This is a genomic window from Pseudomonas sp. TE31087, from assembly GCF_057284075.1.
Genome location: NZ_JBXVNN010000001.1, coordinates 1,208,706 through 1,233,597, shown reverse-complemented (window position 1 = coordinate 1,233,597; position 24,892 = coordinate 1,208,706). Strand labels below are relative to the sequence as shown.

19 protein-coding genes, 2 pseudogenes and 2 riboswitches are annotated in these 24,892 nt (G+C 65.7%); of the genes and pseudogenes, 13 read left to right on the top strand and 8 right to left on the bottom strand.

Annotation, left to right across the window (positions count from 1 at the left end):
- Positions 1-6 precede the first annotated feature (6 nt).
- The 3 genes from ACZ899_RS05495 (at position 7) to ACZ899_RS05485 (ending at position 4,396) form a co-directional block, all read left to right on the top strand.
- On the top strand, positions 7-744 hold the full coding sequence (locus tag ACZ899_RS05495) for a hypothetical protein (RefSeq protein ID WP_234561497.1): 738 nt from the start codon (positions 7-9) through the stop codon (positions 742-744).
- Positions 745-790: 46 nt separating this feature from the next.
- A complete protein-coding gene (locus ACZ899_RS05490; RefSeq protein ID WP_234561496.1) occupies positions 791-2,071 on the top strand; it encodes a coiled-coil domain-containing protein in 1,281 nt (426 codons plus the stop codon).
- 129 nt (positions 2,072-2,200) lie between these two features.
- Positions 2,201-4,396 carry an LTA synthase family protein gene (locus ACZ899_RS05485; protein ID WP_234561495.1) on the top strand — a complete coding sequence of 732 codons (2,196 nt, stop codon included), beginning with the start codon at positions 2,201-2,203 and terminating at the stop codon, positions 4,394-4,396.
- 405 nt (positions 4,397-4,801) lie between these two features.
- Here ACZ899_RS05485 and ACZ899_RS05480 read toward each other — a convergent pair whose 3' ends face one another.
- Positions 4,802-6,127, bottom strand: coding sequence for a sigma-54 dependent transcriptional regulator (locus ACZ899_RS05480; protein WP_110739696.1), 1,326 nt, complete (start codon positions 6,125-6,127; stop codon positions 4,802-4,804).
- A 333-nt stretch (positions 6,128-6,460) separates the two neighbouring features.
- On the opposite strand from ACZ899_RS05480, the gene ACZ899_RS05475 reads away from it, so the two are divergent.
- The gene (locus tag ACZ899_RS05475; protein WP_028690802.1) at positions 6,461-6,727 is read left to right on the top strand and encodes a hypothetical protein; all 267 of its coding nucleotides are present in this window, start codon (positions 6,461-6,463) and stop codon (positions 6,725-6,727) included.
- 103 nt (positions 6,728-6,830) lie between these two features.
- On the opposite strand, the gene ACZ899_RS05470 is transcribed toward ACZ899_RS05475, so the two are convergent.
- From ACZ899_RS05470 to cobW, 4 genes are read right to left on the bottom strand one after another with little or no spacing between them, the layout of a single operon-like run.
- Complete coding sequence (locus ACZ899_RS05470; protein WP_232856974.1) at positions 6,831-7,445, bottom strand: vWA domain-containing protein; 615 nt, start codon at positions 7,443-7,445, stop codon at positions 6,831-6,833.
- A gap of 53 nt (positions 7,446-7,498) precedes the next feature.
- On the bottom strand, positions 7,499-8,497 hold the full coding sequence (locus tag ACZ899_RS05465; protein WP_234561494.1) for a magnesium chelatase ATPase subunit I: 999 nt from the start codon (positions 8,495-8,497) through the stop codon (positions 7,499-7,501).
- Positions 8,498-8,499: 2 nt separating this feature from the next.
- Positions 8,500-12,261, bottom strand: a complete 3,762-nt coding sequence (gene cobN, locus ACZ899_RS05460; protein WP_234561493.1) for a cobaltochelatase subunit CobN — start codon at positions 12,259-12,261, stop codon at positions 8,500-8,502.
- Positions 12,262-12,264: 3 nt separating this feature from the next.
- Positions 12,265-13,332 carry a cobalamin biosynthesis protein CobW gene (cobW, locus tag ACZ899_RS05455; protein ID WP_203646376.1) on the bottom strand — a complete coding sequence of 356 codons (1,068 nt, stop codon included), beginning with the start codon at positions 13,330-13,332 and terminating at the stop codon, positions 12,265-12,267.
- A 100-nt stretch (positions 13,333-13,432) separates the two neighbouring features.
- Positions 13,433-13,632: riboswitch (cobalamin riboswitch) on the bottom strand.
- A gap of 59 nt (positions 13,633-13,691) precedes the next feature.
- Positions 13,692-13,914, top strand: a riboswitch (cobalamin riboswitch).
- Between the two features lie 100 nt (positions 13,915-14,014).
- Between cobW and ACZ899_RS05450 the strand changes: the two genes are divergently transcribed.
- From ACZ899_RS05450 to ACZ899_RS05420, 7 genes are all read left to right on the top strand, one after another.
- Positions 14,015-14,200, top strand: a complete 186-nt coding sequence (locus ACZ899_RS05450) for a CbtB domain-containing protein (protein ID WP_028690797.1) — start codon at positions 14,015-14,017, stop codon at positions 14,198-14,200.
- 10 nt (positions 14,201-14,210) lie between these two features.
- Positions 14,211-14,906: a CbtA family protein gene (locus tag ACZ899_RS05445; protein ID WP_203646375.1), complete on the top strand. Its 696-nt coding sequence runs from the start codon at positions 14,211-14,213 to the stop codon at positions 14,904-14,906.
- Positions 14,906-15,307, top strand: coding sequence for a cobalamin biosynthesis protein (locus tag ACZ899_RS05440; protein WP_232856971.1), 402 nt, complete (start codon positions 14,906-14,908; stop codon positions 15,305-15,307). Before ACZ899_RS05445 ends, ACZ899_RS05440 begins: the two co-directional genes overlap by 1 nt.
- A gap of 29 nt (positions 15,308-15,336) precedes the next feature.
- Positions 15,337-16,089, top strand: a complete 753-nt coding sequence (cobM, locus tag ACZ899_RS05435) for a precorrin-4 C(11)-methyltransferase (RefSeq protein ID WP_234561492.1) — start codon at positions 15,337-15,339, stop codon at positions 16,087-16,089.
- 65 nt (positions 16,090-16,154) lie between these two features.
- The gene (locus tag ACZ899_RS05430) at positions 16,155-16,397 is read left to right on the top strand and encodes a DUF1272 domain-containing protein (protein ID WP_234561491.1); all 243 of its coding nucleotides are present in this window, start codon (positions 16,155-16,157) and stop codon (positions 16,395-16,397) included.
- A 173-nt stretch (positions 16,398-16,570) separates the two neighbouring features.
- A complete protein-coding gene (locus ACZ899_RS05425) occupies positions 16,571-17,185 on the top strand; it encodes a response regulator transcription factor (protein ID WP_203646370.1) in 615 nt (204 codons plus the stop codon).
- Between the two features lie 3 nt (positions 17,186-17,188).
- Positions 17,189-20,470 (top strand): transporter substrate-binding domain-containing protein, encoded by a 3,282-nt coding sequence (locus tag ACZ899_RS05420; protein WP_234561490.1) that lies wholly within the window; start codon positions 17,189-17,191, stop codon positions 20,468-20,470.
- On the opposite strand, the pseudogene ACZ899_RS05415 reads toward ACZ899_RS05420, so the two are convergent.
- Positions 20,445-20,867 (bottom strand): annotated as a pseudogene (locus ACZ899_RS05415) (methyl-accepting chemotaxis protein); the annotation flags it as partial. The gene ACZ899_RS05420 and the pseudogene ACZ899_RS05415 overlap by 26 nt on opposite strands.
- Before the next feature lie 114 nt (positions 20,868-20,981).
- Positions 20,982-21,698 (bottom strand): annotated as a pseudogene (locus tag ACZ899_RS05410) (PAS domain-containing protein); the annotation flags it as partial.
- 264 nt (positions 21,699-21,962) lie between these two features.
- Between ACZ899_RS05410 and ACZ899_RS05405 the strand changes: the two are divergent.
- Together ACZ899_RS05405 and ACZ899_RS05400 are read left to right on the top strand one after the other, a co-directional pair.
- Complete coding sequence (locus ACZ899_RS05405) at positions 21,963-22,349, top strand: VOC family protein (protein WP_234561489.1); 387 nt, start codon at positions 21,963-21,965, stop codon at positions 22,347-22,349.
- 91 nt (positions 22,350-22,440) lie between these two features.
- On the top strand, positions 22,441-23,010 hold the full coding sequence (locus tag ACZ899_RS05400) for a hypothetical protein (protein ID WP_234561488.1): 570 nt from the start codon (positions 22,441-22,443) through the stop codon (positions 23,008-23,010).
- A gap of 60 nt (positions 23,011-23,070) precedes the next feature.
- Here ACZ899_RS05400 and ACZ899_RS05395 read toward each other — a convergent pair whose 3' ends face one another.
- Positions 23,071-24,750 (bottom strand): MFS transporter, encoded by a 1,680-nt coding sequence (locus ACZ899_RS05395; protein ID WP_234561487.1) that lies wholly within the window; start codon positions 24,748-24,750, stop codon positions 23,071-23,073.
- Positions 24,751-24,892 lie beyond the last annotated feature (142 nt).

Here is a 24,892-nt window from a genome sequence, read left to right as displayed (position 1 = left end):
CATCCCATGAAGACTCCAGCCTGGCTTACCCTGATCTGCCTGGCCACCGCCCTGCCCATCCAGGCAGAGACGTTCAAACCCATTGAACTGAAGGATCAGGAGTTGGCCAACCTGCGCGGTCGCTATGTGCTGCCGGGGCGGATCGTCAGCTTCGGCGTGGTCATGAGCAGCACCTGGCAGAACGCCAATGGCGATGTCATCGGCGCGAAGACCTCGATGCAGGTGCAGCAGTCGACCATCAAGCCGCAGTTCTACGTGTCCATGATCGACGAGAAAGGCAGTGGTTCGTCCAGTTCCAAGGGCACCGGCACCGTCACCGGTGGCGGTGGCCTGGACACCACCGTCGGCGTCACCCAGGTGGTGCGCGCGGCCGGTGACAACAACCTGGCCAACAACAACGTCGACATCAACGTCACCAAGGCCAACCAGGCCCCCGAGACGCCGCAGCAAGGCCAGGTGCTGGCTGCGGGCTCGACACTGGTCGGCAGCAACGCCGCAGGGTCCCTGAGCGTCTCCGCGAGCGGTACCGGCGTGCAAATGAACGTCGTGGCGAGCAACAACCAGGGCAGTACCCTGCAGCAGATCGCCCAGGGCGGGCTGATGCAGAACGCGACGCTGCTCGGCAGCGGCAACCAGGTCAGCAACCTGACCTCGCTCAACGTCGTGCTGCGCGACAACGTGCCCGCCGCCGCGCTGAACGGCAATCTTGACCAGCTCAAAGGTCTTCGCGCCCTCGGATACTGATCTACGCTCAGTCTCATCGTATGTAGTCAGAAGGGACGGCTAACCCATGCAACGATCGTTGACGTTCAGAGCTGTAGTCTGTTTGAGTACATTGGCCCCTGCGACCATGCTTTATGCAGCTCCGGACCCCCAGGTCGAAGCACTGAAGCAAGAGTTGCGCGAACTGAAGCAACGCTACGAAGCCCAGCAGAACGCCCTGATGGTGCTTGAACAACGTGTGCGCCAGGTCGAGGAAGCCCCGGCGGCGCCACCGCCCAAGCGCCTGACCAAGTCCCCCTCGACACCGGCCAAAGGCGCACAGACCGTGGCATCCGGCGCCCCGGGCAGCACTGGCAGCTCCTACGGCCAGTCGCTCAAGGACGATTCGGAGCCCGCGCAAAGCGTTTCCAACCTGTATGACGAGGCCAGCGGCTTCTTCGGCGGCGGCAAGTTCAGCGTCGAGACCGGCATCACCTACACGCACTACGATACCCGCGCCCTGACGCTCAATGGTTTCCTCGCCCTCGACTCGATCTTCCTCGGCAACATCAACCTCGACCGGATCAAGGCGGACAACTGGACCCTGGACCTGACCGCCCGCTACAACATGGATCAACGCTGGCAGTTCGATATAAACGTACCCATCGTTTATCGCGAATCGACCTATTCCTCCGGTGGCGCCGGTGGTGCCGGGCCGGTCACCTCCGATGCGTCGGTCACCCGCGATCCGACCATCGGCGACGTCAACGTCGGGGTGGCCTACAAGTTCCTCGACGAATCGGAGAACTGGCCCGACGCGGTGCTCACCCTGCGGGTCAAAGCGCCTACCGGCAAGGACCCCTATGGCATCAAGCTGGTCGAGGACCCGACCAACAACAACCTGTCGGTGCCCGAGAGCCTGCCGACCGGCAACGGGGTCTGGGCGATCACGCCGGGCATCTCGCTGGTCAAGACCTTCGACCCTGCCGTGCTGTTCGCCAGCCTGTCCTACACCTACAACATGCAAGACTCGTTCAGCGACATCAGCCCCCAGGTCAACAGCAAGGTCAAGGGTGACGTGAAACTGGGCGATTCCTGGCAGATCGGCGGCGGTATCGCCTTTGCCCTCAACGAACGCATGAGCATGTCGTTTTCGGTCACCGACCAGTTCGCCAGCAAGAGCAAGATCAAGCCGGACGGCGGCGACTGGCAGTCGATCACCAACAGCGACTACAACGCCGCCAACTTCAACATCGGCCTGACCTTCGCCGCCACCGACAACCTGACCATAGTCCCCAACCTGTCCATCGGCCTTACCGAAGACTCGCCGGACTTCTCGTTCAGCCTGAAATTCCCGTACTACTTCTGACCCTCCAGCCGGGCCCGATCCAGGGCCCGGGATTTGGTTACCGGTTTTGTAGCGACCGACTTTCCCGGCATCGGCCTGTTATCATCGCGCACAGTTTTGTGACGATTTAATGGCATTAAGGAAAGTTTCGTGAACAACCTGCTCGGTCACCCTCGCGCCCGCCTTGCCACGCTGGCAATCCTGGTGCTGGTGATTCCGCTGACCGCGCGTGCCCTGCTGGGCTGGTCCAACCCCTTCGGCTACCTGTCCGACCTGGCCATCGGCAGCCTGCTGTTGCTGCTCGGGCAGCGTCGCGCCTGGTGGCTGGCCCTGCCGCTGCTGCTGGCCTGGGGCGGCCTGTGGGTGGCCTCCGCCGAGCTGGTCAGTGCCGTCGGCCGGCTGCCCACGGTCGACGACCTGACCTATCTGGTCGACCCGCAGTTCATGGAGAACTCCACCGCCGGCGCCCTGGCCCATCCCTGGCTGCCCGCCCTGTTGGCCGCCGGCCTTGGCGGCTGGCTGGCGAGCGTATGGCGCTCACCTGTCGGCGCGCCATTGCCACGGCGCCTCTGGGGCGTGCCCGTGGTGCTGTTCGGCCTGCACTGGGGCGGCCAGCAGCTGGCCCCCTCCGATGCCGACCAATGGCGCCAGTACGGTCTCACCCACCAGGCGCTGTCGGCGGCGGTGGGCAAACTCCAGCACCAGGCCCTGAGTGGCATGGGCCAGGCGCCAACGGTTACGGCGCTGTCCAGCGCCGGCCTGACCCAGTCCGACCTCAATGGCGTCAAACTGCTGGATGCGCCAGGCAAGGCGCGCAACCTGCTGATCATCACCGTCGAGGGCATCCCCGGCGCCTACCTGCGCCCCAACCGCGAGGCACTGGGCAGTCGCTTCGAGCAGGACCTGATGCCGCGGCTCAGCCAGTGGGCCGAGCGCGGCATGAACACCCCTGACTATGTGCTGCACACCCACCAGACCATTCGCGGTCTCTACGCGATGCTCTGCGGCGACTATGACAAGCTGGCCAACGGCACGCCCAAGGGCGTCGAGCTGCTGACCCAGCAGCAACGCAACCAGGCCTGCCTGCCGGCCCAGTTGCGCGAGGCCGGTTTCGCCACCCATTATCTGCAGGGCGCCGGCCTGCGCTTCATGGCCAAGGACCGGATCATGCCGCACATCGGTTTCGACGCGGTGCATGGCCTGGAGTGGTTCGCCAACGACAACTACCTGGAGTTCCCCTGGGGCAAGGACGACCGCGCCTTCTTCGAAGGCGCGCTCGACTACGTCAGTGAGCTGCGCAAGCAACCCCAGCCGTGGATGCTCACCCTGCTCACGGTTGGCACCCACCAGCCCTATTCGGCGCCTGACGCCTACCTGCAACGCTTCGATACGCCAAAGCAGGCCGCGGTGGCCTACCTCGACGATGCCTTGGGCGGCTTCCTCGACAGCCTCGAGAAACAGGGCGTGCTGGAAGATACCCTGGTGATCGTCACCTCGGACGAATCCCATGGCATCGATGGCGTGCGCCTGGCCTCGGCCTGGGGCTTCAACCTTACGTTGGCGCCGGAACAGGCCCAACTGCCCAGGCTCAAGCAGGGCACCTACGGCCATATCGACCTGAGCACCTCCCTGCTCGACTACTTCGCCCTGCCGATCCCGGCAGCCCTGGGCGGACGCTCGCTGTACCGCGACTACGACAGTGGCCGCGAGATGATCTCCTTCACCAATGGCATGCTGCGCTACCATGACGGCCAGGGCACCCTCAACGAATGCGACTTCCAGCAACGCTGCCGACGCTATGCCAGCAGCGGGTTCATTGCCGACCAGGCCAGGTTCCTCGGCCGTGGCGACGACAGCCTCGGTCCGCAGCTCAATCTGCTGGCAGCGAGCCTTGATCAGTCGCTGCTGCAGACCCCGCTCAACCTGCGCTACCAGTTCGGCGGGCCATCACCCATCGCCCTGGCCGAGCGGATCAAGGATGACTGGGCGGACAACCTGATCGGCGCGCAGTACCTGGAAATGCCTGAGGGCTCCCGCACCCGCGTACGCTTGAAGGTACGGGCGCTGGATCCCCGGCATGCGGCGTACATCCGCCTCAAGGCCAAGGAACTGGAGCAGGACGTGCAGCTCGGGCTGCCTGAAGAGATGCGGGTGACGGCCGACGAACCGCTGGAAATGGAGTTCGACTTCGACAACCCTACCGTCCGCAAGGCGTTTTCCTTCCACCTGCTGGGGTATGGCGGTGGCGAGGTGGAGGTCAGTGACTTCAGCGTGATCACTGCACTGCCGGATGAGCCGGAGACGGTGGAGGAACTGGCGGATGGGCATCTTGCGCAGTCGAGTTGAGGGTTGGCTGTTCAAGGTGTTCGCCGTTAGTGTTGCAGCGCCTATCAGATCGAGCGCCGCCCGCGCGGCGCATCGCGACGCAAGGCCGCTCCTACATTTGTTGCAACGTGCCGAACCTGTCAGGCCATGGTTGCCCGCCTTGGTGCATGTCTTGAGACAGGTGAGGCGCCAGTGGTGCCCATACTGAAACCGCGTCGTACCAACAAGGCGGACCAGGTAAAGACACAGAATTGACTGGCCCGAAACAGATGTAGGAGCGGCCTTGCGTCGCGATGCGCCGCGCGGGCGGCGCTCGATCTGATAGGCGCTGCAAGGGTTACGGCGGACACTTGATGGCCTTCACTCGGTCAAAAGTCTGGCACCCAAAGACCTTGAAGGCCCTGGCTGTAACGGCCGTGGAGCCGATCAGCGAATCTGATGCTTGTGCAACAACCGATAAAACGTTGGCCGCGAGACCCCCAGCACCTTGGCCGCGATGCTCAGGTTGTCGCTGTGCCGGTTCAGCACATCGCACAGCGCCTGACGCTCGGCCCGGTGCTTGTAGTCCTCCAGCGTGCCCAATGGCTGGTCCTGCTCCTGCAGCTCCTGCAAGCCCAGGTCCTGCGCTTCAATCTGCCGCCCCTCGGCCAGCACCAGACCGCGTCGCACCCGGTTGGCCAGCTCACGAACATTGCCCGGCCATTCGTGCCGCCCCATGGCCGCCAGGGCACCGTCGCTGAACGAGCGCGGCCGCCGGCCCGTTTCGGCGCTGTAGAACTGGGAAAAGTGACTGGCCAGCATCGACAGGTCGCCATGCCGATCGCGTAGCGGCGCGGTCACCACCTGCAGGACATTGAGCCGGTAGTACAGGTCTTCACGAAAGCGCGCCAGCGCGATGGCCTTCTCCAGGTCCACATGGGTAGCCGCCAGAACCCTGACGTCCACCGCGATAGGCTGATTCCCCCCTACCCGCTCGATATGCTTCTCCTGGAGAAAGCGCAGCAGGTTGGCCTGCAGCTCCAGCGGCAGGTCACCGATCTCGTCGAGAAACAGGGTGCCGCCATTGGCCGCCTCGATACGCCCCACCTTGCGCTGGTGCGCACCGGTGAACGCGCCTTTTTCATGGCCGAACAGCTCGGACTGGATCAGGTGCTCGGGGATGGCGCCGCAGTTGATGGCGATGAACGGCTTGTCGCGCCGTTGCGATTGCCGATGCAGGGTACGCGCCACCAACTCTTTGCCCGTGCCGCTTTCGCCACGGATCAGCACCGGCGATTCGGTTGGCGCCAGCTTGCCCAGCAGCTTGCGCAACTCGCGGATTGGCCGGCTCTCACCCAGCAGTTCATGCTCGGGCTCATCCACCCGTACCGCGCCCTTGCCGCGCAGCCGCGCCATGCCGAAGGCGCGGCCCAGGGTAACCTGCACTCGCGAGACATCGAACGGCAGGGTGTGGAAGTCGAAAAACCACTCGCAGACGAAATCGCCGACATTCTGCAGGCGCAGCTCTTCGGCGCTGAGCACGGCGATCCATTCGGTATTGCTGCGCTTGATCAGGTCCTTGAGCGCTTCGGGGTGCAGCAGGTGCGAGGCCTGCAGGCGTACCAGGCCGACGTCGCAGGGCTGCTCCATTGCCGCCTCGAGCGTGCTACTTCGCACATCCCAGCCGACACTGCGCAGGCCCGGTAAAAGGCGGTGGCAATCATCGCAGGGGTCGACAATCAGCAAGCGGCGTAGGGATGCGGTATCGAGCATGACCTTTCCTTGGCGCCAGATTTAGGTTTTTTAACTATAAACAGACAGTTGCGACGCCCGAATTAACAGTAGCAATGAACTTGACGCCCCCCACTACCGTTGGTCAGCCCGCCTTGATCCACGCATACGCCTCCGGGAATTTTCCAACTCAATTGCCGTCTTAGGTGCGCTGGGCAGGCAGGAAAACATCATCGATATAAAAAAATTTCAACGGCCATGTGACTTGAACCCTGATCTGGAGCATCAGTACAAATAACCCCGCGCTGTACACTTTTGTGGAATAACACCGCGGCACCTTATTTCGCTGTTTGGGACCATGAGAGAGACCGAACCATGAACGCCCCGCTCCGTGTCAACGAAGCACTGCTGATCGCCGACCACGCCTTCGAACCCTTCCAGTGCGTAGCCTGGGATGCACCCAACGGTACTGGTGAACTGAGCCTGGCAGTGATCGACCGGACCAGCACCCGTATCGGCAGCAAACAAGTGTCCTCGCGCGTCTATTCCGACCCGGCGCAATGGGCCAGCCTGATCGAGGAAGTGCGCGCCGAACTATCCGGCAAAGGTTACGACCTGCAACCCTGGTCAATGCCGAAGTAAAAGAGCACTGTGCCGCCAGTGCGTGGTTGCCACGCACTTGTGCAAGTTTCCCCACTTTCGGGGATAACTTTTTCTATTGCGACATCCTGTCGCAGTTACATCCTTATTTGACCACCGCGAACTGCTCGATATGCCGATAGTCGGCCTGCAGTTGTTCGGCAAGTTGACGTGCCCGGCCCACGCGCACCGCCGCTGTTTCCATATCCACCAGCAACGTCACGCAAGGTAGTGGTTGCAACACAGGGCCCTGTTGCAGGCGACCATCGGTCAACACCAGGCAGCGCTGGGTTTCATGGGGAAGGCGCTTGCTCCGGGCCAGCAACCACTGACGCGCCTCTTCCAGTGCCGCCGGCAACGGTGTACCGCCGCCCGCCCCCAGCGCCTGCAACCAGGGCTGCAAGGCCGCCGAGGCTTTCAGGCCGTGGCGTTGCCATTGCGGACGGTTGCCACTGGCTGTCAGCAAGGCCAGGCGTGCGCGCTGACGGTAGGCCTCATCGAACAACCCGGCCAACAGGCCCTTGGCCTGGGCCAGCGCCTGATTGCGCCGGGTCGAAGCCGACGCATCGACGATCACCAGCCACAGTTCCGGCGCCTGTGCCTGGCGCTGCTGCCAACACAAGTCGCGGCGCTGGCGTGGCCGCCCTTTGAGCAAGGTTGCCAGCCAGGCGATGCGCCCGCTATCGCTGGTGCGCGGGCGGCCCCGGGAAGTCCCCGTCAAATGACCGACGCGAGGCCTGGCATCCGCCACCCGATCATGGGGCGAACGGATGCTCAGGGCTTTTTTGCCCAGTTCGGCACCTCGCGCCGAGCTCCCGTGGCCACTGGCTGGGCAGGCAATGCCCCCCAGTCGCCCTGACCGCCCGGTGCCTCCTGCGCACTCGCCTGCCCGCCCGCCGAAGTGGCCTGGGGTGGCGGCTCCTCAGCACGGCGCCGGTGGCGCAAGGCAAACTCGGCAACCGCCTGTACATCCACCTCCTCGATCACCGAATTACCCCGCCAGGCGGCGTGGGCCCGCGCCGCGCGCAGCCAGACCAGGTCGGCACGCAAACCGTCCACGCCGGCGGCGAAGCAGCGCTCGGTGATCCACGCCAGGGCCTGGTCGTCCAAGGCGATAGATACCAGGCGCTCACGGGCCGACCGGCAGCGTTCGCGCAACGCCGCCTGCTGCTCGGCCCATTGTTCGCAGAACGCCATTGGATCGCTGTCGAAAGCCAGCCGGCGACGAATGATCTGCTGACGCGCCTCCGGCGCCGGTAAACCTTCCAGGGCCACGTTGAGGCCAAAGCGGTCGAGCAGTTGCGGGCGCAGTTCGCCCTCCTCCGGGTTCATGGTGCCGATCAGCACGAAACGGGCCGCGTGCCGGTGGGAAATGCCGTCGCGCTCGATGCGGTTGGTGCCGCTGGCGGCCACGTCCAGCAGCAGGTCCACCAAGGGGTCGGGCAACAGGTTGACCTCATCGACGTACAGCACGCCTCCGTCGGCATGGGCCAGGACGCCCGGTGAGAACCGCACTTGGCCCTGGCCGAGCGCGACATCCAGGTCGAGGGTGCCGACCAGGCGTTCCTCGGTGGCCCCCAGCGGCAGGGTCACGAACGGGCCGTCGCCAAGCAGATCGGCCAAGCCCCGGGCCAGGGTGCTCTTGGCCATGCCACGTGGGCCTTCGATCAGCACGCCGCCGATCTTCGGGTCGATGGCTGTCAGGCACAGGGCCAGCTTGAGGTCGTCGGCGCCAACCACGGCGGCCAGGGGGAATTGCACAGGTTCGCTCATGTTCAGCTGTCTTCCTCGCCGGCGAGCAACTGCTGCTCGAGGCTTTCACGATAGTCGCCCGGCTCCTGCCACAACCCGCGCTGCTGGGCTTCCAGCAGGCGCTCGGTGAGGTCACGCAGGGCTTCGGGGTTGTGCTCGCGCATGAAATCACGGGTGGCCGGGTCGAGCACATAGGCATCGGCCAGCCCTCGGTAATGATGATCGTCGATCAGGTGGGTGGTGGCGTCGAAGGCGAACAGGTTGTCGACCGTGGCCGCCAGCTCGAACGCACCTTTATAGCCATGGCGCTTGGCGCCGTCGATCCACTTGGGGTTGAGCGCCCGGGCACGGATCACCCGGTTGAGTTCTTCCTTGAGGGTGCGCACCCGCGGCCGGTCGGCCTGGCTATGGTCGCCGTGATAACTGGCCCGCAAGGTGCCGGCCAGGGTTTCGGCGGCCGCCAGCATGCCGCCCTGGAACTGGTAGTAGTCGTTGGAGTCGAGCAGGTCGTGCTCGTGGTTGTCCTGGTTCTGCAGCACCGCCTGTACCTGCGCCAGGCGCTGGGCGAACGCGGCGCGGGCCGGGGTGCCTTCGTCGGCGGCGCCATAGGCGTAGCCACCATGGTTGAGGTAGACCTCGGCCAGGTCGTCGCGGCTGTGCCAAAGGCGCCCGTCGATGGCGTTCTGCACACCGGCTCCGTAGGCGCCGGGCTTGGCGCCGAACACCCGCCAACCGGCCTGTCGCGCCGCCTGTTCGGGCTCGATGCCAGCGCCGAGCAGCGCTTCACGCTCGGCGCGCACCCGTGCGGCCAGGGGGTTCAGGTCGCCTGGCTCATCCAGCGCCGCCACCGCCTGCACGGCAGCGTCGAACAGGCGGATCAGGTTGCCGAAGGCGTCGCGGAAGAAGCCCGACACCCGCAGCGTCACGTCCACCCGTGGCCGGTCGAGCAGGCTCAGCGGCAGGATCTCGAAGTCATCGACCCGCTGGCTGCCGGTGGCCCACACCGGGCGCACGCCCATCAACGCCATGGCCTGGGCGATATCGTCGCCGCCGGTGCGCATGGTCGCCGTGCCCCACACCGACAGGCCGAGCTGGCGCAGGTGATCGCCATGGTCCTGCAAATGGCGTTCGAGGATCAGGTTGGCCGAGGCGAAGCCCAGGCGCCAGGCCGTGGCCGTGGGCAGGTTGCGCACATCGACGGTATAGAAGTTGCGCCCGGTGGGCAGCACGTCCAGCCGCCCGCGGCTGGGCGCGCCGCTGGGTCCGGCGGGGACGAAGCGCCCGGCCAGGGCCGCCAGCAGGCCATCGATCTCGGCAGCGCCGCAGGCATCCAGGTCGGGGGCGACCTGCTCGACCAGCGTGCGCAGTACCGCGCGCACCGCATCCCACCCTGCTTCGTCCGGCAGCGCGACAGCGCCCTGCAGGGCCTGCTCGGTCAGTGACAACGCCAGCAACTCCAGGCGCTCGCGGGTATCGCCGCAGGTTCGCCAGAGGCTGGCGTCGAGTTGTGCCAGCAGGTCCGGGCGTGGCCCATCCCATGCCTGCCCCAGATCACAGTCCAGCGGGTCGAAACCCAGCGCCAACGCCTTGGCCACCACACGGATCAGGCTGGCGTTACCGCCCTTGCCATCGCCCCGCGCCACCCGCAGCAACGCCAGCAGTGTATCGCTGCGCAAACGCCCCTGCGGCGACTGGCCGAACACGTGCAGGCCGTCGCGGATCTGCGATTCCTTCAGGTCGCACAAGTAGGTGTCCAGCCTCGGCAGCCACACCGCCGCGTCCTCCATCTGCCCTTCGAGCTGCAGCTCGCGGTCGATATGGTGGGTCTTGACCAGTTCAAGGATGTCCCGCTGCAGCTCGCGGGCGCGGCGCGGATCGAGCAACTGCGCCTCGTAGTATTCGTCGGCCAATTGCTCCAGGTGGCGCAGCGGGCCGTAGGTCTCGGCACGGGTCAGCGGCGGCATCAGGTGGTCGATAATCACCGCCTGGGTGCGGCGCTTGGCCTGGGCGCCCTCGCCCGGGTCGTTGACGATGAACGGGTAGATGTTGGGCAACGGGCCGAGCAAGGCATCCGGCCAGCACTCGGCGGACAGGCCCACGCCCTTGCCCGGCAGCCATTCCAGGTTGCCGTGCTTGCCCACATGGATCACCGCGTCGGCGGCATAGCCGTTGCGCAGCCAGAAGTGGAACGCCAGGTAGCCATGCGGTGGCACCAGGTCCGGGTCGTGGTACACCGCGCTGTGGTCCACCTGATAGCCCCGCGCCGGCTGTATGCCGACGAAGGTCAGGCCGTAGCGCAGGCCGGCGACCATCATGCGCCCACTGCGGAACATCGGATCCTGCTCGGGCGGCCCCCAGCGCTCCAGCACGGCGCGTTGGTTGGCCTCGGGCAAGGCGGCAAAGGCGCGCTGGTAGTCGGCCAGGGCCAGGCTCTGGGCGCAGGGGCGCTGGTCGAGGTGGTCAAGGTCGTTGGTAACCCCGCCGAGCAGTTGGTGAATCAGCTCGGTGCCGCTGTCGGGCAGCCCGGCCACCGGGTAATCCTGCGCTTGCAGGGCCCTGAGGATATTGAGCGCCGCGCCCGGCGTGTCCAGGCCGACGCCATTGCCGATGCGCCCGTCGCGGGTCGGGTAGTTGGCCAGCACCAGGGCCACGCGCTTTTCCTGGTTGTCCAGACGCGCCAGGGTCACCCAGCGCCGTGCCAGTTCGGCGACGAAGTCCATGCGCTCGGGATGGGCCCGGTAGCAGACCACATCGGCCTGGCTGCGCTCGCTGCGCCAGGCCAGGTCCTTGAAACTCACCGGCCGGGTGATGATGCGCCCGTCAAGTTCCGGCAGGGCGATGTGCATCGCCAGGTCGCGAGCGCCCAGGCCCTGTTCGCTCTGCTCCCAGCCAGGCTGGTTGTCCTGGGCGCAGATGGCCTGCAGCACCGGTACATCGCGGCGCAGCGGGCGCAGGTTGGGTTGCTCGGGGCTGGACAGGGCGAAACCGGTGGTGTTGATCACCACCTCGGCCTGCACCTCATCGAGCCAGGCCTCGACCTGGTCCAGGCAGGCGCGCTCCTTCAGGCTGGCCACGGCGATGGGCAATGGGTTCAGACCGCAGGCCTGCAGGCGCTGGCAGAACACATCGATGAACGCGGTGTTGGCCGCCTGCAGGTGCGAACGGTAGAACAGCAACGGCGCCACCGGATGCTCGGGGTTCCACTCGGCGTACCAGTCCTCGGGACAAGCCGTGCCCTTGGCTGGATGATAGACCGCCGTGCGCGGCAAGGGCTGTGGCTCGTCCCACGGGTAATCGCGCCCCAGCCACTGGCTGGCCAGGCAGTTGAACAGGTTCACCGCGTTGGCCTTGCCGCCCTGGCGCAGGAAGTGCCAGAGGCGTTCGGCCTGTTCGCCGCGAACCGTGCCCAGGTCGGTGAGCTCAGGGTCGGGGCGGTCGTCGCCGGGCACCAGGATCAGCTGTACCCCTCGCCCCGCCAGTTCGACCAGTTGCTCGACACCATAGCGCCAGTAACCGACACCGCCATGCAGTGATATCAGGATCACCTTGGCATGGCGCAGCACCTGGTCGATATACAAGTCGACCGAGGCGTGGTTCTGCACCTGCATCGGGTTGGCCAGGCGCACGCTGGGGAAATCCGCCGGCAACTGCTCGGCGGTTTCGGCGAGCAGCGCCAGGTGTGAATCGCCGCTGCAGAGGATCACCAGGTCGGCGGGGGTCTGGCCGAGATCGGCGATGCTGTCGTCCGGCACGAAGCCGCCGGGCTGGGTCCGCAGCAGGTGCATGGATCAGGCGCCCAGGGCCTGGCGCAGGCGCGCTTCCAGCTGCGCCGCGTCGAGATCCTGGCCGATCAGCACCAGGCGGGTGATCCGGGGCTCGTCGCTGCGCCAGGCACGGTCGAAATGCTTGTCGAAGCGGGTGCCCACACCCTGGATCAGCAGGCGCATCGGCTTGCCGGGGATGGCGGCGAAGCCCTTGGCGCGCAGGATGCCGAACTCGGTGACCAGCTGGGTCAGGGCATCGAGCAGCAGGCTCTCGTCGGCCTCGGGCAGGTCGATGGAGATCGAGTCGAAGGCGTCGTGGTCATGGTCGTCATGGTCATCGCCGTCGTGATGCGAGTCGTGATGGGTACGGCGACCGTCGATATGCGCCTCGGATTCGGCGCCCACGCCCAGCAACACTTCCAGCGGCAGGCGGCCGCTGCTGGCCTCGATCACCTTGACCGCCGGCGGCAGTTCCTCGGCCACCTCGGCACGGACCTTGGCCAGGCCCTCGGCGTCGATCAGGTCGGCTTTGTTCAGCACCACCAGATCGGCGCTGGCCAGCTGGTCGGCGAACAATTCATGGAGCGGCGACTCATGGTCGAGGTTCGGGTCGAGCTTGCGCTGGGCGTCGACCTGGTCCGGGTAGGCAGCGAAGGTGCCGGCGGCCACGGCCGGGCTGTCGACCACGGTGATCACCGCGTCGACGGTGCAAGCGTTGCGGATTTCCGGCCACTGGAAGGCCTGTACCAGCGGTTTGGGCAAGGCCAGGCCACTGGTTTCGATAAGGATGTGGTCGAGGTCGCCGCGCCGGGCCACCAACTCGCGCATCACCGGGAAGAATTCTTCCTGCACGGTGCAGCACAGGCAACCGTTGGCCAGTTCGTAGACGCGGCCATTGGCCTCTTCCTCTGTGCAACCGATGCTGCACTGCTTGAGGATCTCGCCGTCGATGCCCAGCTCGCCGAATTCGTTGACGATCACCGCGATGCGGCGGCCCTGGGCGTTGTCGAGCATATGGCGCAGCAAGGTGGTCTTGCCTGAGCCGAGGAAGCCGGTGACGATGGTGACGGGAAGCTTGGCCAGTGTTTTCATGTCGCGATGCCCTTGGCAGCAATGGCGCGGGCATGCAGGACGACAGCCACGGCCATGCCGGCCTGGCGCGTTCGCCACCGGATCACCCCGCCCGGTTGAAAGTCGAAAACGTCACGAGGCAGGTCTCCTGGCTTGCACCGCTGCGGCTCGCTGGCCGGTGGGCCGGCGCCTTCCCGCGCGCCTGCGCAGTGGCTGTGCCGAACCCTTCAGTGCTTACAGTTGCGGGGGCAGCCGCGGCTTGTACCGCGTTCCCGTCTTAGCTCGGGCCAACGCCCGAGAACCTCGCAGCGGCAAGGCTACGCAGTGCCTGCCTGGCGGTCAACCGCCGCGGCGATTGACGCGGGCCCGGCCCCGTGATTTGCTAGCGCATTGCGTTCAGGTGCCCCCACGGGGGTGAAACGGGAAACCGGTGCGTCGCGTCTCCGTTCCAGGAGCCGACAAGGCCGGTGCTGCCCCCGCAACGGTAAGCGAGAGAAGCGTCCGGACCACTGTGCCAGCCTCAAGGCATGGGAAGGTGACGCCATGGAAGGAGCCTTGCTCCACCTCGCGAGCCCGGAGACCGGCCTGACGTGCTCACAGTACACCCCGCGGTGGGCGGGCGTCGTCGTATCACTCGGGCCAGCCGTGCCCGGGGTCGTCGCGCATGCCCGTTGCCACAACAAAAGCAGCAGAGGAACGCGTCATGCCCATCACCAGCGCCAAACACAGTATCGCCACCCCCGTCAGCCTCAGCCAGCGACTGATCGTCGCGGTCGGCGCCAGCCTGCTGGGGCTGTGCCTGGTGTACTTCGCCGGTTTCTCGCACATCGAGGCGGTGCACAATGCCGCCCACGACACCCGCCACAGTGCCGCCTTCCCTTGCCACTGAGTAAATCCGCATGATTACGCGCATCGCCCGTACCGCGGGTTTCAGCGGCCTGCTCGCGGCCCTGTTGCTGACCCTGCTGCAAAGCTTCTGGGTCGCCCCACTGATTCTCCAGGCGGAAACCTACGAATCCACTGCCCCGGTCGCCGAACAGCATGAGCACGGCGACGCCGCAGCGCCCCATGAGCATGAACACAGTGCCGAGGCCTGGGCGCCGGAGGACGGCTGGCAGCGCGTGCTGTCCACTACTGGCGGCAACCTGGTGGTCGCCGTCGGTTTTGCCCTGATCCTGGTCGCCCTCTACAGCCTGCGCGAACCGAACCGCGTGGCCACCGGCGCACTGTGGGGCCTGGCCGGCTTCGCCGTGTTCTGCCTGGCACCGACCCTGGGCCTGCCACCGGAACTGCCCGGCACCGCCGCCGCCGACCTTGGCCAGCGCCAGACCTGGTGGATCGGCACCGCCGCAGCCACCGCCGCCGGCCTGGCGCTGCTGGTGTTCGCCCGGCACTGGTTGTTCAAGGTGCTTGGTGTGGCCCTGCTGGTGATCCCGCACCTGATCGGCGCGCCGCAACCCGCAGTGCATGAAAGCCTGGCGCCGGAAGCCCTCGAGACCCAGTTCAAGATCGCTTCCTGGCTGACCAACGCCGCGTTCTGGCTGGCCCTGGGCCTGCTCAGCGCGTGGCTTTACCGTCGTTCCAGCCAGGCTTGATGCGCGATCTGCCCGTGCAGCCGGCGATGTTCGCCGGCTTTGGTTGCCGCCGTGGTTGCCCGGTCGAGACACTGGCGGTGCTGCTGCGCCAGACGCTCACCCGCCACGCCCTGCCCCTCTCCGCCCTGCGCGCCATTGCCAGCATCGAGCCCAAGGCTCGCGAACCCGGCCTGCTGGCATTGGCCGAGCGCCTCGGGCTGCCTTACATCTGCTTCGACGCCACGCACCTGACGGTCTTCGAGCCGCTGCTCAGCCATCGTTCGGCCACGGTGTACGCCCAGACCGGCTGCTGGGGCGTCGCCGAAAGCACCGCCCTCGCCCTGGCTGGCGAAAACGGCCGCCTGCACGTGCCCAGGCAGGTACTCGGCGGCGCTACCCTCGCCTTGGCGATCGGCGGATAATCCGCGCCATATTTCTGCAAGGAACCCCCATGACGGTTTATTTCATCGGTGCCGGCCCCGGCGATCCGGAGCTGATCACGGTCAAGGGCCAGCGCCTGATCCGCCAGTGCCCGGTGATCATCTACGCAGGCTCCCTGGTCCCCGCCGCCGTACTGGAAGGTCACCAGGCGCACACCGTGATCAACAGTGCCGAACTCCACCTGGAACAGATCGTCGAGGTGATGCGCCAGGCCCACGCCAATGGCGAGGATGTGGCCCGCGTGCACAGCGGCGACCCCAGCCTGTACGGCGCCATCGGCGAACAGATCCGCCACTTGCGCGAACTGGGCATCGGCTACCAGATCGTCCCCGGCGTCACCGCCACCGCCGCCAGTGCCGCGCTGCTCGGTTGCGAGCTGACCTTGCCCGATGTGGCACAGACCGTGATTCTCACCCGCTTTGGCGACAGTTCGCCGATGCCGGCCGGTGAACAATTGGCCGACCTGGCCCGCCACGGCAGTACCCTGGCCATCCACTTGGGCGTGCGCCACCTGGCCCGCATCGTCGATCAGCTGCTGCCACACTATGGCGTCGACTGCCCGATCGCGGTGGTCCATCGTGCCACCTGGCCGGACCAGGACTGGGTCAAGGGCACCCTGGCGGACATCGGCGAACGCGTGGCCGCCAAAGGCTTCCGACGCACCGCGCTGATCCTGGTCGGCCATGTGCTGGGCGACGCGCCGTTCGCCGACTCGGCCCTGTACCGCGCCGGTCATGCCCACCTCTATCGCCCAGGCTCGTGAAACGATTGCCGACCGGGGGCGCGGCGTAGCACACTGGATTTTCCAACTGGACGGAAACCAAGCCCATGCTCGAACTGCGCCCCAACTGCGAATGCTGTGACACCAACCTGCCCGCCAATAGCCCGGATGCACTGATCTGCTCGTTCGAATGCACCTTCTGCCGTGCCTGCAACGACCAGCACTTCCACAACCGCTGCCCGAACTGCGGCGGCCAGCTGGTGATCCGCCCCACCCGTGTCGGCACGGCACTGGACAACAATCCCGCCTCGACACAACGTGTGCACAAGCCGCACGCACCCTGCGCCTGAACCTTCCTTGTAGGACTTTTCTACAGGTTGGTGCAGGTATTTCAACACACCTATACTCGCCTATTACCAAGGCTCCTGAATATCCGTAAGGTGCGCGCTGCCCAGCAAGTCCGCTGCCCAGCGCCTGTAATCGTAGGCTGGAAGCGCGCTGCACTTTGACAGGAGTTACCTGAATGACATCCGTGCTGTTGGTCGATGACCATCACATTGTTCGACTTGCCGTACGCATGCTGCTCGAACGTGAACGCTTCACCGTCGTGGGGGAAACCGGTAAAGGCAAGGAAGCCGCCCGTTTGGCCGAGCAGACCAAGGCGGATGTGGTCATCCTCGATATCGGCCTGCCGGACCTCGACGGCATGGAGGTGATCAAGCGCCTCAAGCTGATCGACCCGCCGCCGCGGATCATGGCCCTGACCGGCCAACCCGCCGACCTTTACGTGCGCCGCTGCATGGACGCCGGCATCTCGGCCTTCGTCAACAAGGACGAAGACCTCGACGCCCTGGTCTTCGCCCTCAAGGCCCTGGTCAAGGGTTACTCGACCTTCCCGCAGATGGCGGTCAACAGCAACACCCTGGAAAGCGAGACCGAGCGCCTGAGGCTACTGTCCAACCGGGAAGTGGAAGTGCTGCGCCGGCTCAGCGCCGGCCAGAGCAACAAACTGATCGGCGAGCAGATGAACCTCAGCGCCAAGACCATCAGCACCTACCGCGGCCGGATCATGGAGAAACTCAAGGTCGAGTCGCTGGTGGAAATGGTCGACCTGGCCAAACGCAACAACGTGGCCTGAGCCATGCACCAGGGGACATCGCTTTGCCTGCTGCTGGTCGCGCTGCTGTCGCTGCCCACCCAGGCGCAAGTGCACAGCGAGCCCCGCCACCTGCTGGCCCGCGCCCTGAGCGTGGCGCCGCCGCTGGCGGTGGCTGCTTCCGACCGGCAGTGGCTCAATGAACGCAGGCGCCTGGTACTGGGCAGCTCGCACCCGGACTACCCGCCCTTCGACATCAACATCAGCCAGGCCGACTACGAGGGCCTGAGCGCCGACTACGCCGGTCTGATCGCCGAACAACTGGGTGTGCCGATCGAGGTGCGCCGTTATACCAGCCGCGCCCAGGCCCTCGACGCGCTGCGTGCGGGCGAAATCGACCTGCTGGGCAGCTCCAATGCCTTCGAAGCCAGTGATGCCGACCTGGTACTGAGCACGCCCTATGCCGACGACCTGCCGGTGATCGTGTCGCGACAGAACCAGAGCCTGCCCGAGGGTGACGACCTGGAAGGCCTGCGCCTGGCCATGGTCGACCATTACCTGCCCATCCACACGGTGCAGCAGCTCTACCCACGCGCGCAGTTGAACCTCTACCGCTCCACCCTCGCCGGTGTCGCCGCGGTGGCACTGGGGCAGGCCGATGTCTACCTGGGCGATGCGATCAGCGCCGACTACGCGATTGCCAAGGGTTTCCAGGAACGGGTCAAGGTCGATCACTTCGTCAAGGCGCCAACCAGCACTTTCGCCTTTGCCCTGGCGCGCGACAACCAACGCCTGCTGCAACTGGTCGACCTCGCCCTGGGACGCATCGCCGACAGTGAGCGACTGAACATCCTGCGACGCTGGACCGGAGGCAGCACCAGTGTCCTGCTCGACCGTCGCCTGGACGCCCTGACGGCCGAGGAGCGCGACTGGATCGCCCGACACAGGCAGATCAAGGTGATGATCAACACCTCTCTCGCGCCGCTGAGCTTTACCGATGCCCAACAGCAACCACGGGGCATCGCCCTGGACTTGCTGGAGCGTATTGGCCTGCGCACCGGCCTGCGCTTCCAGGTCGTCGAGTCGGAATCGTTCGAGGACATGGTCGAGCAGGTTGCCCAGGGCAAGGCCGACATGATCGCTGCCATCGGTTACGGTGTGCTTCGCGCCCAGCGCATGCGCTACAGCCGCCCCTACATGATCAGCCCACGGGTCCTGGTCACCCGCCAGGACGCGCCAGCGCTGGACGCCGTGCAACCTCTGCAAGGCCAACGGGTGGCGTTGCTGCGCGGCTCGCCTTCGCTCGAAGGGCTCGAACGCCAGTACCCAGGCCTGCGCACCGTCGAACGGGAAAACCCCCTGCAACTGATGGAGGCCGTGGCCAACGGTGACGCCGATGTCGCCCTCAGCTCGCAGATCAATGCCACCTACTTCATCAACCAGGTGTTCAACGGCCGGCTCAGGATTGCCGGGTTGCTGGGCGACGAACCGGCGCTGGCGACCTTCGCGGTAAGCCCGACGGAACACCAGTTGCAGGCGATCCTCGACAAGGCGTTGCTGAGCATTCCACCCGACGAGTTGGAGCAACTGGTCAATCGCTGGCGCACCAACACCGTGGTCAGCGACAGTCCCTGGCGCAACTACCGCACCCTGGCCCTGCAGGTCCTGGTACTGGCCGCCCTGCTGCTGACTGGCGTGGTGTTCTGGAACACCTACCTGCGCAAGTTGATCCACCAGCGCAGCGAGGCCCAGCGCGCGCTGCAGGAGCAGCTGGCGCTCAGCCGCGGCCTGCTCGAACAATTGCGCCAGGCCAAGGACGATGCCGAACAGGCCAGCCGGGCGAAGAGCACCTTCCTGGCGGTCATGAGCCATGAGATCCGTACGCCCATGAACGCCGTCATCGGCCTGCTGGAAATGGCCCTGGAGGACAGCCGGCACGGTCATAGCGATCGCCAGGCCCTGGAGGCGGCCCACGACTCGGCGATCGGCCTGCTCGAGCTGATCGGCGATGTGCTGGACATCTCACGCATCGAGTCCGGCCACATGCCCCTGCAACCGGTGGCCATCGACCTGGTCGAGCTGATTCGCTCCACCCTGCGGATCTTCGAGGGCAGCGCCCGCCTCAAGGGGCTGGCACTGCGTGCGGTGCTGCCTGTCGCCCCGGCCTGGGTGCTGGCCGACCCGCTGCGCCTCAAGCAGGTGCTGTCGAACCTGCTGAGCAATGCCATCAAGTTCACCGACCACGGTCAGGTCGACGTATCGTTGCTGATGACCTCGCTCGATGGCGGCCTGCAGCAGGCCAGCTTGCAGATCAAGGACAGCGGCGTAGGCATCGGTGCCAGCGACCAGGCGCGGCTGTTCACCACCTTCTCCCAGGTCGATGGTCGACAGGCGCGCCAGGGTGCCGGCCTGGGGCTGGTGATCAGCCGCGAGCTGTGCGAACTCATGGGGGGCGAACTGACCCTGCACAGTATCGAGGGCCTGGGGACCCAGGTCGATGTCCGCCTCACCCTGCCCGGCGCCGAGCCCAGCGCCGACGCGATGCCCGACAACGCGGTGGTCGTAGCCCTCAGCGGGCCGCTAAAGGTCCTGGTGGTGGACGACTACCCGGCCAACCTGCTGCTGCTGGACAAACAGCTGCGCTTGCTGGGCCACCAGGTGAGCCTCGCCGACCAGGGCAAGGCGGCGCTGGCACTCTGGCAGGCGGATCATTTCGACGTGGTGATCACCGACTGCAGCATGCCGGTCATGGATGGCCATGAGCTGGCCCGCGCCATTCGGGCGCAGGAGCGCGAGACTGGCTCATCGGCCTGTCGCATCATCGGCGTCACCGCCAACGCCCAGGCCGAAGAGCGTCAACGCTGCCTGGACAACGGCATGGATGAATGCCTGTTCAAGCCGATCGGCCTGCAGGCGCTCAAGGCCTGCCTGCCACTGGCTGCCGCGCCCCAGCCTGACCCGGCTGGGGAAGCGCCGCGCTCCAGCGGCTTCGACCTGGCCGAGCTGCGTCACCTCACCCAGGACGACAACCAGCTGATCAGGCGCCTGCTGGAGCAACTGGCACGAAGCAGCGCCGAAGACCTGCAAGCACTGCAGGCGCTCGGCGCCAATCCGTTACCCGAGGCCCTGGTGCCCGTGGTCCACCGGGTCAAGGGGGGCGCCAAGATGCTCAAGGTCAGGGGCGTGAAACAGGACTGCGAGGCCCTGGAGCAGGCCATCGCCCAAGGCGAACCGGTGAACCGGCTGCTCGCCCGGCTCCAGGCCAGCCTGCGCAGCCTGGAGCTGGAACTGCGCCAGAGCCTCAGTGCAATTGAAGGGTCGAACTGATCTGGCTGATGGCGTCCACCACGTGCCGCGAACCCTGCTGTATCTCCATGATCACCGTGCCAGCCTCGTTGGCCAGCTCCACGCCGAGCCCCGTACGGGTCAGGCTTGATTGCATGCTGGCCACTGCGGTCAGTGACAGGTCATGATTCTGTCGCACCACCTCGACGATCTCCAGGGTCGCCTTGCTGGTACGCGCCGCCAGGTTGCGCACCTCGTCGGCGACCACGGCGAAACCCCGGCCATGCTCGCCGGCCCGGGCCGCCTCGATGGCGGCGTTGAGTGCCAGCAGGTTGGTCTGGTCGGCGATGCCGCGAATGGTCAGGACGATCTGGCCGATCACCTCGGACTGCTTGCTTACTGCATCAATGGTGCGGGCAGCGTCGTTCAGCTCGGATGAAATCTGCTCGATCACCTCCACCGCCTGCTGCACCACCTGGGTGCCCTTGCGCGCGCAGGCGTCGGTCTGCATCGAGCTGGCGTGGGCGGCATCGGCAGCGGTCTGCTGGGTGCTGATCTGACGGGTGATGTCACTGGCGAACTTCACCACCTTGTACAACCGGCCCTTGTTGTCGAAGATCGGGTTGTAGGACGCCTCCAGGTACACGGTCTGGCCTTGCTTGTTGACGCGTTCGAAGCGGTGCGAATGGTACTCGCCGCGGTTGAGCGAGGCCCAGAAGTCGCGGTACTCGGCCGACTCGCGCTCATGGGGCAGGCAGAACAGCCCATGGTGGCGCCCGACCACCTCCTCCAGGCGATAGCCCATGGTGTCGAGGAAGTTCTGGTTGGCCTTGATCACCCGCCCGGCCGGTGTGAACTCGATCACCGCCATGGAGCGGCCAATGGCCTTGAGCAGGCTTTCGCTCTCATGCTCCTCGATCACGTGGCGGGTGATGTCGGAGGCCACCTTGATCACGCTGGTGACCTGCTGGCGCTCGTCGATCACCGGCATGTAGCTGGCCTCCAGCCACACCTCGCGACCGGCCTTGTCCAGGCGTTCGAAGGTGCCGCTGATGGCCTTGCCCTCGCCCAGCTCGCGCCAGAGCTGCTGGTACTCGGCGCTCTTGGCGTAGGTCGGGTCGCAGAAGATCCGGTGGTGCTTGCCGCGGATCTCGTCGGCGCTGTAGCCCATGGTCTTGCAGAAATGCTCGTTCGCCTCGAGGATCGTGCCATCCGGCGCGAACTCGATCATCGCCATGGAACGGCTGATCGCGGCCAGCTTCGCCTCCATGCCCGCCAGGGCCTGCCGGGCGCGCTGGATTTCGACCAGATCGGACTTGCGATGGTATTCGAACATGGGCCGGGGCTCCTGTATCCACGGGATGCCCTGAGCATAGATCGGCCCAAGCGCCATGCAAGCGATCTGATATCACTTTTGGATTAGGCATTTGTACCGTCTGTCCGTTCGCAGCTTGGCGATGCCAACAAGCCCCAACCCGAGGCCGCGCAAACACTCTCTATACTCAGGCAACGGCGCATTACCGGAGAGGTACGCATGAAGATCGTGGTCACCAGCATCCTCGTCGACGATCAGGCCAAAGCCCAGGCCTTTTACCACCATGTCCTGGGTTTCGAACCCAAGCACGACATCCCCATGGGCAAGCACCGCTGGCTCACCCTCACCTCCCCCAACGACCCCAACGGCGTCGAACTGCTGCTCGAGCCCGACGCCCACCCTGCGGCGAAGACCTACAAGGCCGCGCTCAAGCAGGACGGCATTCCCGCCACCTCGTTCGGCGTGCGCGACATCCAGGCCGAGTATGAGCGGCTGTGCAAGGCCGGCGTGAAGTTCACCCAGCCGCCCACCGCCATGGGCCCTGTCACCGTGGCCGTGTTCGACGACACCTGCGGTAACCTGATCCAGATCGCCCAGCGGCATTAGCGGCCAAGTGTCCGCCTGAAACCTGCGTGGCATTCCCCGCAGGCTGCTACATTGCTGGCTTCCCCCGGCGCAGCCAGAACAAGGACAACCCATGCGCTACGAATTCAGTGAAGTGCTCAACGATCTGATCGACTATTTCCTGCTTGGCGATGTTCAACTGCTCGAACAGTTCAAGGAAGACCACGACCTGCCCGACGACCTCGCCCGCGCCTTCACCAGCACCGACAGCGGCGACCTGGCGGTGGCGCAAGGGGTGATCCTGCCCCTGGCCGGAATCGATAACCTGCCTTATCGCATCCTGTTCACCCTCGACGAGCGCACGCCGGCACTGCTGGAGCCCGGCAGCCGTCTCAAGCATCGTCGCGCGGGGTATGTGCTGCGGGTCGAGAACCGTACGCTGATGCTGTTCACCTGGCGCGTCCTGCAGCACTTCACCAACAAGACCCTGGGCGACCTGCTGGCGCGCTACCAGGAGCCGGGCCGGCCGATCATCGAGCTGGACAACGGCTGGTACACGGTGGAGGTGCTGGCGGGCGCCGTGGTGCGCGACGGGCTGTACGAGCCGGCGATCGAGTTCGTGCTGAAGAGAACCTATGCCAAACCGCAGATGGCGGCGGTGGATGTCGGGTACCGATTTACCTTGCGTGGGTACTTCGACTGATCAACCGTCATCGCGGGCCAAGCCCGCTCCCACGAGCGTGTGGAGCGGGCTTGCGGGCGGTCAGGTGTGGTTGATGTCGCGATCCTTGGTTTCCGGCAGGAAGAAGATCCCCAGCACCGCAGTCATCACCGCGATCACGATCGGGTACCACAGCCCGTAGTAGATGTCCCCGGTCGCCGCGACCATGGCGAAGGCCACCGTCGGCAGGAAGCCGCCGAACCAGCCGTTGCCGATGTGGTATGGCAGCGACATGGAGGTATAGCGGATCCGCGCCGGGAACAGCTCCACCAGCCAGGCAGCGATCGGGCCGTAGACCATGGTCACGTAGATCACCAGGATGCTCAGCAGCAACAACACCATCGGGTAGTGGATCTTCGCCGGGTCGGCCTTCTCGGGGTAGCCGGCTTCCTTGAGAGCCGCCGTCAAGGTGGCGGTGAAGGCATCGCCCTGGGTCTTCAGGTCCGCCGCGGCCAGGCTGCTGCCCTCGAAGCTCGGGATCACCCGCTCACCGATGCGGATCTGCGCCACGCTGCCAGGCTCGGCTTTCTCGTTCTCGTAGGGAATGGCCCGTTTGGCCAGCAGGCTCTTGGCGATGTCGCAGGAGCTGGTGAACCGGGCCTTGCCCACCGGATCGAACTGGAACGCGCACTGCCCGGGGTCGGCCACCACTACCACCGGGTTCTGCTCCTGGGCGACGAACACGTCCGGGTTGCCGTACTCGGTCAGTGCCTTGAAGATCGGGAAGTAGGTCAGCGCGGCGATGATGCAGCCGGCCATGATGATCTTCTTGCGCCCGATGCGGTCGGACAGGCTGCCGAAGACGATGAAGAACGGCGTGCCGATCAGCAGCGAACCGGCAATCAGCAGGTTGGCGGTCTGCGGGTCGATCTTCAGCGTCTGCAGCAGGAAGAACAACGCATAGAACTGCCCGGTGTACCACACCACCGCCTGCCCGGCGGTGCCGCCGAGCAGCGCCATGATCACCACCTTGAGGTTGTCCCAGCGGGCGAACGACTCGGTCAGCGGCGCCTTCGACGCCTTGCCTTCGGCCTTCATCTTCATGAATACCGGCGACTCGTTGAGCTGCAGGCGGATGTACACCGAGATCGCCAGCAACAGGATCGACAGCAGGAATGGTATGCGCCAGCCCCAGGCCTCGAACGCCTCGGTACCCATGGCGGTACGACAGGCCAGGATCACCAGCAGCGAGAGGAACAGGCCAAGGGTGGCGGTGGTCTGGATCCATGCGGTGAAGAAGCCGCGCTTGCCCTTGGGCGCATGTTCCGCCACATAGGTGGCGGCGCCGCCGTACTCGCCGCCCAGCGCCAGCCCCTGCAGCAGGCGCAGGCTGATGAGGATCACCGGCGCGGCCACGCCGATGGTCGCGTAGCTGGGCAGCAGCCCCACCATCGCCGTGGATATACCCATGATCACGATGGTGATGAGGAAGGTGTACTTGCGCCCGATCATGTCGCCCAGGCGCCCGAACACGATGGCGCCGAATGGCCGCACGGCAAAGCCGGCGGCGAAGGCGAGCAAGGCGAAGATGAACGAGGTGGTCTCGTTGACCCCGGCGAAGAAGTGCTTGGCGATGATCGCCGCCAGTGATCCGTAGAGGTAGAAGTCGTACCATTCGAACACGGTGCCCAAGGACGAGGCGAAGATGACTTTGCGCTCCTCCCGGGTGATGCCACGTTGGGGCGCGCTACTGCCCGTGGATGCGCTGTCTAGGACCGCCATGGGTCGCCTCCGTCTGGTTGTGGTAGACCGGAGTGCTCCAGCAGATCCCAAAGCACGCACCCAGGCCCAAGGGCATTGCAGGCTGCGCGAAGCACGACGAGGCATCGGCCTCGGATCGCGGCAAGTCACCTCAAGCATAATC